Genomic DNA, 15,766 nt, shown 5'->3' with positions numbered 1-15,766 from the left:
GGAGGTGCGGTGGGGGAGGGGCTCGCTCAACAGGTGTGGGTCACAGCGGTAGGCGGTCGGCGCCGGCGAGTGGGCCGACCACCAGCGGCACCAGCGGAGCCGGCAGCACCGGGCCGTGCCGCAGCGTCGGCGTCCAGCCGGCGTCGGGGTCCAGGTCGGGTTCGTGTACGGCGTTGTACGCGGCCACCAGGTCCACCGGCCGGGACGGGCCGGTGGCGGGGTCGACCCAGTTGCCCCGGGTGGTGATCGCGGTGCCGCCCCAGTCGTAGAGCAGGTCGGCGGCACTGACGCCGGTGCCGAGACTGAAGTGGTTGTTCTCGGCGTGGACCGCGGACTGGACGCCGACGCCGATGGCGTACTCGAAGCCGTCGCCGCCGAGCCGGTAGGCGTTGTTGTAGACGTCGACCTGACCGAAGCGGACCCGGGGCAGCCGCTGGAGCACGCTGTCGAAGAGGTTGTGGTGCAGCGTGACGTTCAGCCGGCCGACGTCCGGGCCGACGGTGTTGGACGAGCCGATGAGCATCAGCTTGTCCCGTCCCACGAACCGGTTCCAGGAAGCGGTGACCAGGCTGGCGGTGTGGGTGATGTCCAGCGCACCGTCGTGCACCTGGTACGGCCGCCCGAAGTGGATCGGTTGGGCGCTGTCCGGGTTGTCGCCGTCGGTGAACGTGTTGTGGTCGATCCACACGTTCTCGCTGCGGCGCACCGAGACCTGGTCGTACTGGGAGTTCCAGTTGCCGGCCTCGCCGTCAGTGGGGGACCAGGCGGGGAAGCAGTCTCGGGCGTCGTCGAAGGTGATGTTGCGGACGATCACGTTCGACGCCCTGTCGATCATCAGGGTGAGACCTGTCAGTCGGGCCCCCCGTAGCCCGATGATCGTGGTGTTCGGGCCGACGTTGATCTGGGTCTGCCGGGTCTGGTTGGTCACCGACCGCGCCCGCGCCTGCTCCAGCGGTCCGCTCGGCGTCACCCGACCCCACACCGCCGGGTCGTACGCGGCCAGGTACGCCTCCAGCGAGTACTCGGGGTCGGCCAGGTCGGTGCAGTCGAGCAGCCGGCCGTCGGCGGCCTCGAAACCGTCGACGCTGCCGCTGACGTACACGATCTTGGGGGTGGCGTTCGTCGCGTTCGTGGCGTTGTCGCCGCCGAGCGCGGCGACAAGTTCCGCCCGGCTGCGCACCACGTGGATCTGATCGGCCGAGGCGGTGGCGCCTCCGGTGGTACCGGACCCGGCGGCGGCCCAACCGTCGCCGACCGGGAGGGCCTGCCGGCCGAGCTGGCGGGCCAGTGGTGAGAGTGGTGCCCTGGCGTCCCGCTCACGGTGACTGCCCGAGGACGGGCCCGGGTCGCTCGACGGTCGTGCCACGGCGGCGGTGGGGGCGGCGGTCAGGGCGACAATGATCGATGCCGCGGCGGCGGCAAGTCTGCGCATCGGCTCGTTTCCGTTTCCTTCGTCGTTGTTTCGTATTAATGACGAAGGTTACGGTTGCGTTTTTATTGAGGTCAATATTATTGATGTGCAGATTTGTTGCAGTTAATGGCGTCGAGTGGCATCATCCCGACCTGCTCTGGTCGGGTAACCGCTGCTCATCGCGTTGTCTCCGATCCAGTGTGGACCGGGAATTTGCAGTTTGTTGCGGCGACGCCTCCTATTCTTGCCCGATTGGATCGGTTCGCCAAGGGGCTGACGCCCAGGGCACGCCGAGTTCCGACGGTAGCCGGCCCTCGGTGGCCACCCGACGTAGCACCTCGTTGACGCCCCGCACCCGCAGCACCCGCTGTGGACCGGCACCGATGGACTCCACCAGTTCGCCGTCGAGCAGCGTCGGCTCCGGTGCCGCCTGTAGAGCGGTCAGTACGGCGGTGAACGGTGCGGTCCGGGCCAGCGGCGCGATAAGCGGCACCCGGGGATCGGCCCGATGGGCCAGCAGGTTCTCCAACAGCCCGCACCGGCCGGGCACCTCACCGGCGGTGGCCGCACCGGGCAGCCGCAGCCGGTCGGTCGGGTACTCCAGCACCGCCCGGCCGGCATCGCCGGTGACGATCACCTCGCCGGCGATGAAGTCCTCACCGGCGAGGGTCACCGCGGCCACGATCGGTGGCCCGTGCCGGGGCCGTACCCGCAGCGCTGCGGTGTCGTCCACCTCGATGGGCCGTACCCGGTAGCGCTCCACCTCGATGCTCACCGGCTCCACCGGGCCGCCGCCGACCGCCTCGGCGACCGCCAGGCACTGCATCACCGCGTGGGCGAGCGGATTGGCCAGCGCACCGTCGAGCACCGGCCGCCCGTCGAGGGTACGACGCCCGGCCCAGGGCGAGCGGGCGTAGTAGGCGTCCGGGCGTTGCCAGGCGGCCACCGTGGCGATGCCGCTCACCGCACCGACCCGGCCGGCCGACACCGCGTCCGTCAGCGCGGTCAGCGCCGCCGAACCGAGCGCCTGGAACCCGACCTGCACGACCCGGCCGGTGGTGGCCAGCGCCCCGGCCAGTTCCTCGTGCTCGGCGGTGGACAGTACAGGTGGCTTCTCCAGCAGCACGTCCGCGCCGACGGCCACCGCGTCCCGGGCGATCCGCAGATGGGTGTGTGGCGGGGTGCAGATGACCACCACGTCCGGCGCGACGTCGGCGAGCATCTCCCGGTGATCGGCGAACACCGGCACGCCGGCCGGGACCGGTGCCGCCGGCTCGGGCTCGATCGGCCGGGTGTCGACCAGGGCGACCAGCCGTACCCGGCCGGCGTCGTGCAGCGGCCCGATCACCCGGCGGTGCCAGCGCCCGTGCCCGTTCGCGCCCACCAGCGCCACCCGGGGACTCGTCACACCGCACCGGCCAGGGTGGCGCGTACCCCGTGCTGGTGCAGGTCGGTGAGCCAGGCCAGCACGTCGGCGCGGACCTGCTCGTCGGCGGCCACCTCCGGTGGGACGACAGCGTCGAGGCCGAGCACGGCGTCCACCGCCCCGGCCGGGGTCTGCGGCGCGGCGGCCAGCGCCGCACGGATCCGTTCCGCCAGCGGGTCGTCAAGCGGCAGGGTCCGGCCGTCGTCGGCGCTGCCCTGGGCGAACCGGATCCAGGCGGCGACGACGAGTGTCGCCCAGCGGGCCGATCGTCCGGCCGCCCGCAGGTCGGCGATCGTGTGCAGGATGCGCTGCGGCAGCTTCTGCGACCCGTCCATCGCCACCTGCAGGGTGCGGTGCCGGATCGCCGGGTTGCCGAAACGGTCGAGCACCTGCTCGCCGTAGCCGACCACGTCCACCCCGTCGGGTGGGGCGAAGCTGGCGGCCACGTCCTCGGCGATCAGCCGGCGCAGCACGGTGTCCAGGTGCGGCAGCGCGAGAGCGTCCGCGATCGTCTCGCAACCGGCCAGCGCGCCGAGGTACGCGGTCGCCGAGTGCACCCCGTTGAGGGCGCGCAGCTTCAGCCGTTCCCACGGTCCCGCGTCCGCGCAGAGCACCGCCCCGGCGCGGTCCCACGCGGGTCGACCGCCAGGGAAGTCGTCCTCGATCACCCACTGGGTGTACGGCTCGGCCGCCACCGCCGCGAGATCCTCCACCCCGAGCGCCCGCTGGGCCGCGGCGAGGGTCTCCGGGGTGCTGGCCGGGACGATGCGGTCCACCATGGTGCCCGGGAAGCCCACCTGTGCGGCGACCCAGTCGACAGCCTGTCGCGGGGCGCCCGCGTACGCCAGGGACTGGGTCACCAGGCCGCGCAGCCGGCGGCCGTTGGCGGGCAGGTTGTCGCAACTGACCAGGGCGATCGGCCCGGCGTCGGCGGCGGCGCGGGCCAGCAGACCGCGCACCAGCAGCCCCGGCACGGTGGCCGGTGGCCGGTCGGTGGTCAGGTCGGCGACCAGGTCGGCGTCGGGGCGCAGCGTGCCCGCGGCCGGGTCGAGCTGGTACGCCTTCTCGGTCACGGTGAGCGTGACCACCCGGATCGCCGGGTCGGCCAGCAGGGCCACCACCGCCTGCGGGTCGGCGGCGGCCAGCCGCACCCCGGCCAGCGCGCCGACCACCCGGGTGCGCCGGTCGGCGGCGGAGAGCGTGCTGACGCTGAAGAGATTGTCCTGGGCGGCGAGGGTCGCCACGAGCGCCGCGTTGCGGGGTGCCACGCCGACGATGCCCCAGTCGCCGCCGGCCAGGCCGATCGCCTGTTCGGTGTAGACCGCCTGGTGGGCCCGGTGGAAGGCGCCGAGGCCGAGGTGGACCACGCCGGCCGGCACGGTGCCCGGCCGGACCAGCGGACGGGCCTCGGCGGGCAGCCGGCGCACCACCCCCAACCCGAGGCGGGACGCGCCCACGGTCACCGCCACGCCGGACCGTCCGGGAAGCGGAAGGTGGCGATCGACTCGGGGTGCATGGTGGCGCTGTAGCCCGGTGCGGTCGGCAACAGGTAGCGCCCGTCGCGGGTGCGTACCGGGTCGACGAAGTGTTCGTGCAGGTGGTCGACGTACTCCACCATCCGCCCCTCCAGGCTCGTGCCCACCCGCAGATAGTCGAAGACCGCCAGGTGCTGCACGTACTCGCAGAGACCGACCCCACCGGCGTGCGGGCAGATCGGCACCCCGAACTTCGCCGCCATCAGGATCTCGGCGAGCACCTCGTTGACCCCGCCCACCCGGCACGCGTCGATCTGCATCACGCCGATCGCCTCGGCCTGTAGCAACTGCTTGAAGATGACCTTGTTGGCGGCCACCTCGCCGGTGGCGACCCGGCACCGGCCGCCGGTCAGCTCACCCATCGCGCGGGCGATCCGGGCGTGGCCGAGGATGTCGTCGGCGTGCGTCGGCTCCTCGATCCAGTACGGGTCCACCTCGGCCAGCGCCGTCATGTTGGTGATCGCCTCGTCGACGTCCCAGACCTGGTTCGCGTCCATCATCAGCAGGGCGTCCGGGCCGATCTCCGCGCGGATGATCCGGGCCCGCCGCAGGTCGTCGTCGGGCGGGCCGCCGACCTTCATCTTCATCGCCCGCCACCCCTGCGCGTACGCGGCCCGGGTCAGCGCCCGGACCTTGTCGTCCGGGTAGCCGAGCCAGCCCACCGAGGTGGTGTACGACGGGAAACCGTCCCGTTCCAGCCGGCCGAGCCGGTCGGCGAGCCCGTCGCGTCCCTTGTCCAGGATCGCGGCGGCCTCGTCGGCGGTGAGCGCGTCGGTGATGTGCTTGAAGTCGACGTTGGCCACCAGCTCGTCGGTGGGCAGCTCGGCCAGGTAGCGCCACATGGGCTTGCCGGCCAGCTTCGCCCGCAGGTCCCACACCGCGTTGACGAGCGCGCCGGTGGCCATGTGGATGACGCCCTTCTCCGGGCCGAGCCAGCGCAGCTGCACGTCGGCGACGAGCGAGCGCCAGAAGGCCACCGGCTCGGCGGCGATCTCCTCGACCGTACGGCCCACCACGTGGTGTCGCAGGGCGCGTACCGCCGCGCAGGTGATCTCGTTGCCGCGGCCGTTGGTGAAGGTGAAGCCGGCGCCGGTCGGTCCGTCGTCGGTGCTCAGTTCCACGTAGGTGGCCGAGTAGTCGCCCCGGTTTATCGCGTCGGAGCCGTCGCCGCTGGCGGCGGTGGGAAACCGTACGTCGTGCACGGTGACCTCGGTGATGCTGGTCATGATTCCTCTCCGAACTTGAAGACCCGCTTCGGCAGCCGGTACGCCAGGTCGACGATGGTCTCGGCGGCCTCGTCCATGGGCAGCCGGTGCTCGGCGACCAGCCGGGCCAGGAAGCCGGCGTCGATGCGCCGCGCCACGTCGTGGCGGACCGGGATGGAGCAGAACGCCCGGGTGTCGTCGACGAACCCGGCGGTGTTGTAGAAGCCGGCGGTCTCGGTCACCGACTCGCGGAAGCGACGCAGCACCTCGGGGGAGTCCAGGAACCACCAGGGCGCACCGAGCAGCAGGGCGGCGTATCCACCGGCCAGCGGCGCCAGCTCCCGGGTGAAGGTGTCCTCGTCGAGGGTGTACAGCACCACCCGCAGCCGAGGGTCGTTGCCGTAGGCGTCCAGCAGCGGGGCGAGGGCGTGCACGTACTCGGTGACCTGCGGGATGTCGCCACCGACGTCGCGGCCGTGCCGGGCGTGCAGCCACCGGTTGTGGTTGCGTACCGCGCCCGGGTGCAACTGCATGACCAGACCGTCGTCGAGCGACATCCGGGCGAACTCCAGCAGCATGTGTGCCCGGAACGCCTCCGCGTCGTCCGGCTCCGCCGCACCCCGTCGCGCCCGGTCGAACAGCGTCGCCGCGTCGGCACCGAGGTCGAGGGTGCGGGCGGTGGGGTGGCCGTGGTCGGAGGAGGTGGCACCGGCGGCGATGAAGGCGGCCCGGCGGGCGCGCAGGGCGGCCAGATAACCGGCGTACGTCCCGGTGTCCTCGCCGGTGATCTCACCGAGCTGGTCGACGTTCGTCGACCAGCCCTCGAAGTCCAGGTCGACCACGTTGTCCGGGCGGAAGGTGGTGACCACCCGGCCGCCCGGGCCGCCCCAGCCGTCGGCGGCGAGCTTGGCGTGCCGGCCCAGGTCGTCCAGAGGTGACTCGGTGGTGGCGAGCACCTCGATGTTGAACCGTTCGAACAGCGCCCGGGGCCGGAAGCCGGGCTCGGCGAGCCGGGCCGCGAGGGCGTCGTACACCTCGTCGGCGGTGCCCGGGGTGAGCCGGATGTCGACGCCGAACACCTCGGTGAAGGTCTGCTCCAGCCACAGTCGGGACGGGGTGCCGCGGAACAGGTGCCAGTGATCGGCGAATCGACGCCAGATCCGACGCCCGTCGGTCTCCACCGGGCTGCCGTCGTGGCTGGGCACGCCCAGCTCGCCGGGGGAGACACCCTGGCTGAGCAGCATCCGGGTCACGTAGTGGTCGGGCACGATGAGCAGCTGCGACGGGTCGGGGAACGGCTGGTCCTCGGCCAGCAGCGCCGGGTCCACGTGCCCGTGCGGGGAGATGATGGGCAACTGCGCCACCAGCGCGTACAGCTCCCGGGCCAGCACGCGTTGGCCCGGCTCGGCGGGGAGGAGCAGGTCGGGTCTGGTCGAGGTGGGCACGGGAAGCGGCTCCTGTGGTCGAGTCAGTCGAGGGTGAGCAGGTCGGCCACCCGCACCGGGGCGCCGGTGTCGAAGGACCGGTTGGCGGCCAGGCCGGTGAGCAGGGCCAGCGCCCCGTCGCGGGCGCTGGCCGCGCGGTGCAGCGGATCGGGTACGCCACCGAACAGCACCTGGGTCATCCGGGTGTCCGCCCCGCCGTGCCCGTGCCGGGTGTACCCGTCGACCTCGATGCGTCGCGGCGGTGACCAGAAGGGACGCAGGGTCAGCGTGGCCGCGCCCCCCTCGTCGGCGGCCTGGTCGCCGTGCAGCGCGGCGCCCTTGAGCGCGCCGGCGGCGGCCGGGCTGACGAACTCGCTCTCGGTGACCTCCAGTTCGAGGCGGCCCCGGCTGCCGTTGACCATCACCCGGTAACCCTCCCAGGGCGCGTACGCGGTGAGGTGGTAGGTCATGGTGGCCCCGGTGGAGTAGGTGGCCAGCACCGCCATGTCGTCCTCGATGCTGACCCCGGGGGCGAAGACGTTGCGGTCGCGGTGGTAGCCGTCCTCGGCCTCGGCGTCGAGGTACAGCTCGCGCAGCCGGGGGTGCTCGGCCAGGCGCAACGCGAACGGGTCGTCGTCGGCGGCCGGCGAGGCGTGCGCCCGGTCGTAGTCCCGGGCGTAGCCGTGGCGGCGGCCGGCGTCGCCGTAGAAGAACAGTCGGCCGGCGGCGTACACCTGCACGGGTGTGGCGTCCAGCCACCAGTTGACCAGGTCGAAGTGGTGGCTGGCCTTGTGCACCATCAGGCCGCCGGAGCTGGCCTTGTCGCGGTGCCAGCGGCGGAAGTAGTCGGCGCCGTGGCGCACGTCGAGCAGCCACTCGAAGTGCACCGAGCCGATCTCACCGACCGCGCCGTCGGCCAGCAGGCGGCGGACCTGCTCGTGCAGCGGGTTGTAGCGGTAGTTGAAAGCCACCGTCACCCGCCGTCCGGTCCGCCGTACCGCGTCGAGGATGCGCTGGCAGCGCGGGGCGTCGGTGGTCATCGGCTTCTCGGTGACCACGTCGCAGCCGGCCTCCAGCGCGGCCACCACGTACTCGTCGTGGGTGACGTCCACGGAGGTCACCAGCACCACGTCGACGTGTTCCTTGGCCAGCATCGCGACGAAGTCGTCCGCGTGGTACGTCGGCACCGGCCGGTGGCCCAGCTCGCCGAGCCACCGGTTGTGGGCGTCCATCCGAGCCTGGTTGACGTCGGCGAACGCGACAAGCTCGGCGGTGTCGGCGTGGTCGCGCACCAGCGCCCGGACGAACATCTCGGCGCGTGCGCCGGTGCCGACCACGGCGTGCCGTGCCCGTCTGCCAGGTTGCGGTGACACCTACCGATCCTCCTCGATCTCTCTGCAAACCTTTGCATTGAAGTAACCACGGTCGATCCGCCCGAGTCAACGAGCGCCAGAAAATCGGCGGCCTTTGCCCCGTTTGATGGGCTTAAATGCGCATGGCGTGCGGCCTGCCGAAACACAGCTGTAACCATCCACCGTTGACACTGGAGCAACCGTTTGCATTAATTGGCGACACCGTGACCGCCGACACATCGACGAAGGGGGCCTGGATGCCAGTCACCATCAGGGACGTCGCACGGGCCTCCGGCGTGCACATCTCCACCGTCTCCCGCACCTTCTCGGCACCCCACCTGGTCAATCCGGAGACCCGGGTACGGGTGCTCGCGTGCGCCGAGGATCTGGGCTACCGGCCCAACCGCGCCGCCCGTGCCCTCATCACCGGCCGTACCCACAACATCGGGCTGATCATCGCCGACATCGCCAACCCCTTTTTCCCGCCACTGATCAAAGCGGCGGAGAGCCAGGCCCGACACCGCGACTACCACGTCTTCGTGGCCGACACCAATGAGGACGCCGCCGCCGAGGAGGAACTGGTCCACGCGTTGGCCAAGCAGGTCGACGGGGTGCTGCTGTGCAGCCCCCGGATGAGCAACAGCCTGATCGAGCAGCTCAGCCGGGAGGTGCCACTTGTGGTGGTGAACCGACAGCTGGCCGGGCTGCCGTGTGTGCTGATGGACGTCGGGCAGGGCGCCCGCTCGGCCATCGAGCACCTCGCCGGGCTGGGCCACCGGGAGATGGCGCTGCTCGCCGGGCCGCGCGGTTCGTGGACCAGCCGGGAACTCCGGCGGGCGGCCAGCGCCGCCGCCCGCGCCGCCGGTGCGGACCTGACGGTCATCGGTCCCAACCCGCCCACCGAGGCCGGCGGTCTCGCCCAGGCGGAGCAGGTCCGCCGGGCCGGCGTGACAGCCGTGCTCGCCTACAACGACCTGATGGCGATCGGCCTCCTGGAGGGGCTCGACGCACTCGGGGTCCGGGTACCGCAGGAGATAAGTGTCGTCGGCGTCGACGACATCTCCCTGAGCCGGCTCACCCGTCCCAAGCTGACGACGGTGGCCACGCCAACCGCGGCCGCCGGCCGGACGGCCGTCGACATGCTGCTGCAACAGGACACCGACCTCCCGCGTACCGCGCGGGGCGGCGGTGCCACGGTGGCAGTCGGCGTCCGTCGCACCACCGCACAGGTAATGCTCCAGACCGAGTTGGTCATCCGCGACTCCACCGGGCCGGGCCCCTACGCCGGTCGGGAACGTCCCGGAGCCGCTGCCGCTGGCCCGGGCCCGCATCGCCGTGCGGACCCGGGCAACCCGATCGTGGCCGCCGGTGACGTCGTCGCCTCCTAACGCCAAGGAGTGAGCGCACATGCACCCCGCAACGCACCCCACCGCCAGCGCGCCCGACGGGCGCACCTACCGTACCCCCAGCTACGCCGCCGGTTGCTGCGCGGCCTGCTCGCCGCCGTGGTGGCCCTGCCGCTCGTCGGCATGGCCGCGGCCTGCGGCGATGACGCCGGCTCCGACGGCAAGACCAAGATCTCCATCTTCTGGTGGGGCGGCGACGCCCGCGCCCAGCTCACCGAGCAGGCACTCGACCTCTACACGCAGAAGAACCCCGACGTCACCTTCGAGAAGACCTGGCAGGCCAACCAGGGTTACTTCGACAAGCTGGCCACGCTCACCGCCGGTGGCAACCCGCCGGACATCTTCCAGATCGACGACAACTTCCTCGCCGAGTACGCGGCCCGCAACACCACCCTCGACCTCAAGCCGTACCAGGACTCGGGCAAGCTCGACACCACGAAGTTCCCGCCCAGCCTGCTCCAGTACGGCGTGGTCGACGGCAAGCTCGCCGGCGTGGCCTCCGGGGAGAACACCCAGGGCCTGGTCTACAACAAGACGTTGCTGGAGAAGAACGACCTGCCCGAGCCGACCACCGGGATGAGCTGGGAGGAGCACATCGCCTGGGCCGAGCAGGTCAGCAAGAAGACCGGCGTGCCCGGCACCCAGGACCCCAGCGCCGACTACAAGGCGTTCTGGGTCTGGCTGCGTCAGCAGGGCAAGGACCTCTACTCCGGCACCGACCTCGGCTTCACCGCCGAGGACGTGACCACGTGGTTCGAGCTGTGGAAGGGCGCCCGGGACCGGGGCGCCACCCCGACCCCGGACGTCATCCACGAGGGCAACGCCACAGACATCACCAAGCAGCTCGTGGTGACCGGTAAGTCGGCCACCTCCTGGGTCTGGGTCAACCAGATGCCGGAGCTGAAGAAGAACACCGCCGACGAGCTGGGCGTCATCGCCTACCCGGGTGACCCCAGTGGCCAGTGGGCCCGCGCCTCGATGTACTGGTCGGTCTTCCGGGGCAGCAAGAACGCCGACATCGCGGTGGACGTGATCAACTTCCTGGCGAACGACCCCGACGCGGTCAAGCTGCTCGGCACCGACCGGGGACTGCCGTCCAACCTGGACCTGCGCCGGGTGGTCAGCGACGACACCACCGACGAGGCGATGAAGCAGTCCATCGCGGTGGAGACCGAGCTGGCCGAGTCGTTCGGCGAGTCGCCCCAGGTGCCGATCAAGGGGCACAGCAAGGTTCGCGCCGAGCTGACCAAGGCCGCCGAGAACGCCCAGTACGGCCGGGCCACCCCAGCCGAGGCCGCCGCCCAGTTCGTCGAGGCCTGCAAGGCGGCAATCGCCTCCTGACCCGCCGCACCACCCGGAGAGGAGCAGTTCGTGGCGTTGACCACGGCGCCCGACCCGACCCGACGCGGCACCGGATCCGTCCGGCCCGACGCCAAGCGGCGCGGGACCGGACGGATCCGGCACGGGGAAGGTCTGGCCGGATACGTTTTCCTGTCGCCCTGGCTCATCGGTCTGATGGGCATCACGGCGATACCCATGCTGTTGTCGCTCTACCTCAGCTTCACCAACTACGACATCCTCACCCCGTTGTCCGAGGTGGAGTGGGTCGGGTTGGCCAACTACGAGCGGATGTTCACAAGCGACCCCTCGTGGTGGCACTCGGTACGGGTCACCCTCAGCTTCGCCCTGATCGCCGTACCGCTGAAGCTGGCCGCGGCGCTCGGGGTCGCCCTGCTGCTCAACCGGGCCTGGCGCGGAGTCGGGCTGTTCCGCGGCCTGTTCTACCTGCCGTCGCTGCTCGGCGGCAGCGTGGCGCTGGCCATCGTCTGGGTCAACATGTTCAACCGGGACGGTGCGTTCAACTCCTTCCTCGCCCTCTTCGGTATCGAGGGCAAACCCTGGGTCAACGATCCGGACTGGGCGTTGGAGACGTTGATGGTGCTCGCCATCTGGCAGTTCGGCGCACCGATGGTGATCTTCCTGGCCGGGCTCAAGCAGGTGCCGACCGAGCTGTACGAGGCCGCCTCGGTGGACGGGGCCGGCCGGTTCCGACAGTTCGTCAACGTGACCCTGCCGATGCTCTCTCCGGTGATCTTCTTCAACCTGGTGCTGGAGACCATCAACGGCTTCCAGGGCTTCACCGCCGCGTTCGTGCTCAGTAACGGCACCGGCGGGCCTGTCGACTCGACCCTGATGTACACGCTCAACCTCTACATCACCGGCTTCACCGACCTGGAGATGGGCTACGCCTCCGCGATGGCCTGGGTGTTCCTGCTCGCCATCGCCCTCATCACGGTGGTCTTCTTCAGCACCGGCCGGTTCTGGGTGCACTACTCCGACGGGGAGGACAGCTGATGGTGGCCGGTACCGTCGCCCCGCCCGTGGCGCCCCGCCCGCGACGCCCCCGCAGCCGTTCCTGGCTCCGGCTGGTCGTGCTGCTGGCCATCGTCGCGGTCGTGCTCTACCCGCTGTTCTGGATGATCGGCACCTCCGTGAAGTCGCAGGAGGAGATCGTCAACAACATCGGTCTGCTGCCCCGGAACTTCACCCCGGGCAACTACCTCGACGGGTGGACGAACTTCGACGTCAGCTTCGCCCGCTTCTTCCTCAACAGCGCCATGGTCAGCCTGCTGACCGTGGTCGGCAACGCGGTGAGCTGCCTGCTGGCCGCCTACGCCTTCGCCCGGCTGAAGTTCCGGCTGCGCGGGGTGTGGTTCGCCGTCATGATCGGCACCCTGCTGCTGCCGGGCCACGTGCTGATCGTGCCGCAGTACATCCTCTTCCGTACCCTCGGCCTGGTCGGTGGGGAATGGCCTTACCTGCCGCTGCTGATCCCGCAGTTCCTGGCCACGGAGGCGTTCTTCGTCTTCCTGATGGTGCAGTTCATGCGCGGCATCCCCCGCGAACTGGACGAGGCGGCCCGGATCGACGGCGCGAACGCGTTCGGCATCTTCCGGCACGTGATCCTGCCGCTGAGCCGGCCCGCGCTGGTCACCACCGCGATCTTCTCGTTCATCTGGACCTGGAACGACTTCTTCCGGCAACTGGTCTTCCTGTCCAACCTGAGCGACTACACGGTCCCGGTGGCGCTGACCCTGTTCATCGACTCGACAAGCCAGAGCGCCGTCGGACCGATGTTCGCCATGGCGGTGCTGTCCCTGCTGCCGGTCTTCCTGTTCTTCGTGGCCTTCCAGCGGATGCTCGTCGAGGGGATCAACACAAGTGGACTCAAGGGCTGACGCTCGCGCCGAGCGGCGCGGGTCGGGGCGGGACTGGCGGGACACCGTCAGCGACGCCGCCGACCTCGCGTTGCTGGGCATCCTGGCCGCGCTCGCCGCGGTACCGGTGCTGACCGCCGGTGCCGCGGTCGGCACCGCCAGCGCGGCCGTGGACGACTGGCTCACCACCGGCAGTTGGCCGCCGGTGCGCCGGACGCTGTCGCGCTTCGGAAGGGCGCTGCTGCCGGGGGTGCCGGCGGTCCTGATCGGGTTGGCCGCCGCCGGACTGCTCGTCGCGGACCTGGCCGCGTTGGCCACCGGGCGCGTCCCGGGCGGTACGGTGGCGCTGGTGCTCACCATCGTCGTCGCGGCGGCCCTGCTCGGCTACGCCGCCGCGATCGTGGTCGAGGTGGGGCGTGCCGGCGGCACCGGGTGGCGGTCGGCGGTCACCCGGGCCGCCCGCGCCTGCCTCGACCACCCTGCGAACTGGGCCGCCCTCGCCGGCACCACAGTGCTCGTGGTCCTGCTGGCTGTGCTGGTCACCCCGGTGGCGGTGCCGATCCTCGCCGGGTACGCGCTGGCCGCCGTGCACGCCGTCGCCCGCCGCCGGTCGGTCGCCCGCGTGGAGTTGTCGTGACCGACCCGCAACTGGTCGTCGACGGCACCCCGGTCGCCAGCTACGTGCTCGCGCCCGACCTCGACGTCCGGCACGGGCCCCGGCCGTACCTGCATCCGGTGCGTACCCTGGCCGGCACCCAGGTCACCGACGTGCTGCCCGCTGATCATGTGTGGCACCTCGGGGCGTCGCTGGCGGTGCAGGACGTGGCCGGCACCAACCTGTGGGGCGGGCGGACGTACGTACGCGGCACCGGCTACACGTGGCGCGCCGACCACGGCCGGATCGTGCACGTCGGATGGGAACACCTGGCGACCGACCGGCTCGACCACCGGCTGCACTGGTGCGACCCGACAGGTCGGGTGCTGCTCACCGAACGGCGGGTGCTCGCCGCCTCGGCGCTACCCGGTCACCAGAGCGCCTGGCGGCTCGACCTGACCAGCACCCTCACCGCGCCCGCCGACCGCGACATCACGCTGGGCAGCCCGGCCACGAACGGTCGCCCCGGGGGAGCGGGCTACGGCGGGTTCTTCTGGCGTGCCGTGGCGGCCGAACCGCCCGAGGTCTTCACCGCCGAGCTGACCGGCGAGGAGCAGGTCAACGGGTGCGCGGATCCGTGGGTGGCGATGCGGGCGCGGACGCCTGCGGGTGGCGCGTACACCCTGGTCTTCAGCGGTCTCGGTGACGGCGACAGGTGGTTCGTCCGGACCGCCATGTACCCGGGGGTCTGTGTGGCCTTCGCCTTCGAGCAGACCCTGACCATCCCGGCTGGCACCAGCCGGCGCGGTCACTACCGGGTGGCCGTCGCCGACGGCACGCTCGACCGGGACACCGCCGCCACCCTCGCCGGCCCCTGACGCCGGGCTCGGCCCTTGCGCGCCGGCTCGCGAGATGCGGCATGTCGGGTTTCCGGCGTCAGGGATACCGCGAGATGCCGCAACTGGCGAGACCCAAGCCCCCGGCCGAGCGCCGGGCGCAGGGGCGGCGGGCGGCTAGCTGCCGGTGGGGTCGTGGGGGCGGCAGGAGGAGCGGACGACAAGCTCGGTGGGCAGCCGGATGTGGGTGTCCCGCTCGACGCCGGCGATCAGGTCGACGAGCAGGCGCAACGCCTCCGCGCCCATCCGCTGCAACGGCTGCATTATCGTCGTCAGCGGTGGGTTGACCAGCGCCGATTCCGGGATGTTGTCGAAGCCGATCACGGACAGGTCGTCGGGAACGGACAGGCCCATGCTCCGGGCGACATCGATCGTGGAGATCGCGGAGAGGTCGTTTCCGGCGAAGACGGCGGTCGGGCGGTCGGGCAACGAGAGCAGCTCAGCGGCGGTTTCGGCGGCGCTCTCGATCCGGAACCCGCCGACCCGGACCAGTCGTTCGTCCACGGTCACGCCCGCGTCGGCCATGGCCTGCCGGAAGCCCGCCTCGCGCAGGCGGGACGATTCGAGGTCGGGGCGGCCGCTGATGTGCCCGATGCGGCGGTGGCCGAGGGAGAGCAGGTAGTTGGTCGCCAGGACGGCACCGGCGAAGTTGTCGGAATCGACTGTGGGCAGCCCCGACGGGCCGGTGTGCGGGTCGACGGCCACGACGTGGAAGCCCTGCTTGGTCTCCACCACGGTCGGCGTGACGATCACGGCGCCGTCGATGAGCGTGCCCGACAACCGGGCCAGCGAGCGGCGTTCCCAACCGATGGCCGTCCCGGCACCGTCGCCGCCGGAGTAGGCCAGCAGTTGGTAGCCGGTGCCGGCGACCTCCACGCTGGCGCCCTTGAGCAGCTCGGTCGAGAACGGCTCGAACTCGGCGACCAGGATGCCCAGGACGTTCGTGCGATGACTGCGCAGGCTCTGCGCCCCCAGGCTCGCCTCATAGCCGAGTTGACGGATGACCTGCTGAACCCGCTCCACGGTCGCCTGTGCCACTCCGTAACGGCCATTCACCACCTTTGATACGGTCGCCACGGAGACGCCGGCGGTGCGGGCTACGTCCGACATCTTGACACGCTGGGGAAACGCCACGTCGATGATGATAGAGGGCCGTCGGGCCGGTTACGGAGACGAGTCGAAAACGTTATCGACACCGATTGACACTGGGTTACCCGACTGAAAAACTCGCTCAGGCCGAGCACCCGACTGACTGGTCGAGGAGACATCGATGGCTATAAAGCGCCGTGCAACCACCT

13 protein-coding genes are annotated in these 15,766 nt (G+C 71.1%); 6 read left to right on the top strand and 7 right to left on the bottom strand.

Going from position 1 to position 15,766, the window contains the following annotated elements; all coding sequences use genetic code 11:
• Positions 1–40: 40 nt before the first annotated feature.
• The 6 genes from CLT74_RS10120 to CLT74_RS10095 all read right to left on the bottom strand — a co-directional run bounded on the left by CLT74_RS10120 (position 41) and on the right by CLT74_RS10095 (position 8,374).
• Complete coding sequence (locus CLT74_RS10120; RefSeq protein ID WP_099846317.1) at positions 41–1,432, bottom strand: pectate lyase family protein; 1,392 nt, start codon at positions 1,430–1,432, stop codon at positions 41–43.
• A gap of 217 nt (positions 1,433–1,649) precedes the next feature.
• Positions 1,650–2,819: a Gfo/Idh/MocA family protein gene (locus tag CLT74_RS10115; protein ID WP_099846316.1), complete on the bottom strand. Its 1,170-nt coding sequence runs from the start codon at positions 2,817–2,819 to the stop codon at positions 1,650–1,652.
• Positions 2,816–4,306, bottom strand: coding sequence for a mannitol dehydrogenase family protein (locus CLT74_RS10110; protein ID WP_099846315.1), 1,491 nt, complete (start codon positions 4,304–4,306; stop codon positions 2,816–2,818). The genes CLT74_RS10115 and CLT74_RS10110 overlap by 4 nt, the downstream gene beginning before the upstream one ends.
• Positions 4,297–5,598 carry an enolase C-terminal domain-like protein gene (locus CLT74_RS10105; protein WP_099846314.1) on the bottom strand — a complete coding sequence of 434 codons (1,302 nt, stop codon included), beginning with the start codon at positions 5,596–5,598 and terminating at the stop codon, positions 4,297–4,299. The genes CLT74_RS10110 and CLT74_RS10105 overlap by 10 nt, the downstream gene beginning before the upstream one ends.
• On the bottom strand, positions 5,595–7,022 hold the full coding sequence (uxaC, locus tag CLT74_RS10100) for a glucuronate isomerase (protein WP_099846313.1): 1,428 nt from the start codon (positions 7,020–7,022) through the stop codon (positions 5,595–5,597). Before uxaC ends, CLT74_RS10105 begins: the two co-directional genes overlap by 4 nt.
• Before the next feature lie 23 nt (positions 7,023–7,045).
• Complete coding sequence (locus CLT74_RS10095) at positions 7,046–8,374, bottom strand: Gfo/Idh/MocA family protein (protein WP_099846312.1); 1,329 nt, start codon at positions 8,372–8,374, stop codon at positions 7,046–7,048.
• A gap of 236 nt (positions 8,375–8,610) precedes the next feature.
• On the opposite strand from CLT74_RS10095, the gene CLT74_RS10090 reads away from it, so the two are divergent.
• Genes CLT74_RS10090 through CLT74_RS10065 form a run of 6 tightly spaced genes read left to right on the top strand, consistent with a single transcriptional unit; the run spans position 8,611 to position 14,450 of the window.
• Positions 8,611–9,741, top strand: a complete 1,131-nt coding sequence (locus tag CLT74_RS10090; protein ID WP_099851681.1) for a LacI family DNA-binding transcriptional regulator — start codon at positions 8,611–8,613, stop codon at positions 9,739–9,741.
• Positions 9,742–9,750: 9 nt separating this feature from the next.
• Entirely contained in the window at positions 9,751–11,100 is a 1,350-nt protein-coding gene (locus CLT74_RS10085; RefSeq protein ID WP_486582205.1) for an ABC transporter substrate-binding protein, read from the top strand.
• Between the two features lie 30 nt (positions 11,101–11,130).
• Complete coding sequence (locus CLT74_RS10080) at positions 11,131–12,114, top strand: carbohydrate ABC transporter permease (protein ID WP_099846311.1); 984 nt, start codon at positions 11,131–11,133, stop codon at positions 12,112–12,114.
• Positions 12,114–12,998 (top strand): carbohydrate ABC transporter permease, encoded by an 885-nt coding sequence (locus tag CLT74_RS10075; RefSeq protein WP_099846310.1) that lies wholly within the window; start codon positions 12,114–12,116, stop codon positions 12,996–12,998. The genes CLT74_RS10080 and CLT74_RS10075 overlap by 1 nt, the downstream gene beginning before the upstream one ends.
• Positions 12,982–13,614 carry a hypothetical protein gene (locus CLT74_RS10070; RefSeq protein WP_099846309.1) on the top strand — a complete coding sequence of 211 codons (633 nt, stop codon included), beginning with the start codon at positions 12,982–12,984 and terminating at the stop codon, positions 13,612–13,614. Before CLT74_RS10075 ends, CLT74_RS10070 begins: the two co-directional genes overlap by 17 nt.
• Complete coding sequence (locus CLT74_RS10065; RefSeq protein WP_099846308.1) at positions 13,611–14,450, top strand: DUF6807 domain-containing protein; 840 nt, start codon at positions 13,611–13,613, stop codon at positions 14,448–14,450. The genes CLT74_RS10070 and CLT74_RS10065 overlap by 4 nt, the downstream gene beginning before the upstream one ends.
• Positions 14,451–14,585: 135 nt before the next feature.
• On the opposite strand, the gene CLT74_RS10060 is transcribed toward CLT74_RS10065, so the two are convergent.
• Complete coding sequence (locus CLT74_RS10060; protein WP_486582204.1) at positions 14,586–15,578, bottom strand: LacI family DNA-binding transcriptional regulator; 993 nt, start codon at positions 15,576–15,578, stop codon at positions 14,586–14,588.
• Positions 15,579–15,766: the final 188 nt, after the last annotated feature.

Source organism: Verrucosispora sp. CNZ293, assembly GCF_002754655.1.
Note: the sequence above shows the minus strand (reverse complement) of the source record. Positions and strands in the feature narration are given on the sequence as shown.

What these genes read in the sequence shown, in the direction of transcription:
- CLT74_RS10120 (WP_099846317.1), bottom strand. Translation starts at nt 1,432, where the DNA reads ATGCGCAGACTTGCCGCCGCCGCGGCATCGATCATTGTCGCCCTGACC.
- CLT74_RS10105 (WP_099846314.1), bottom strand. Translation starts at nt 5,598, where the DNA reads ATGACCAGCATCACCGAGGTCACCGTGCACGACGTACGGTTTCCCACC.
- CLT74_RS10090 (WP_099851681.1), top strand. Translation starts at nt 8,611, where the DNA reads ATGCCAGTCACCATCAGGGACGTCGCACGGGCCTCCGGCGTGCACATC.
- CLT74_RS10075 (WP_099846310.1), top strand. Translation starts at nt 12,114, where the DNA reads ATGGTGGCCGGTACCGTCGCCCCGCCCGTGGCGCCCCGCCCGCGACGC.
- CLT74_RS10060 (WP_486582204.1), bottom strand. Translation starts at nt 15,578, where the DNA reads ATGTCGGACGTAGCCCGCACCGCCGGCGTCTCCGTGGCGACCGTATCA.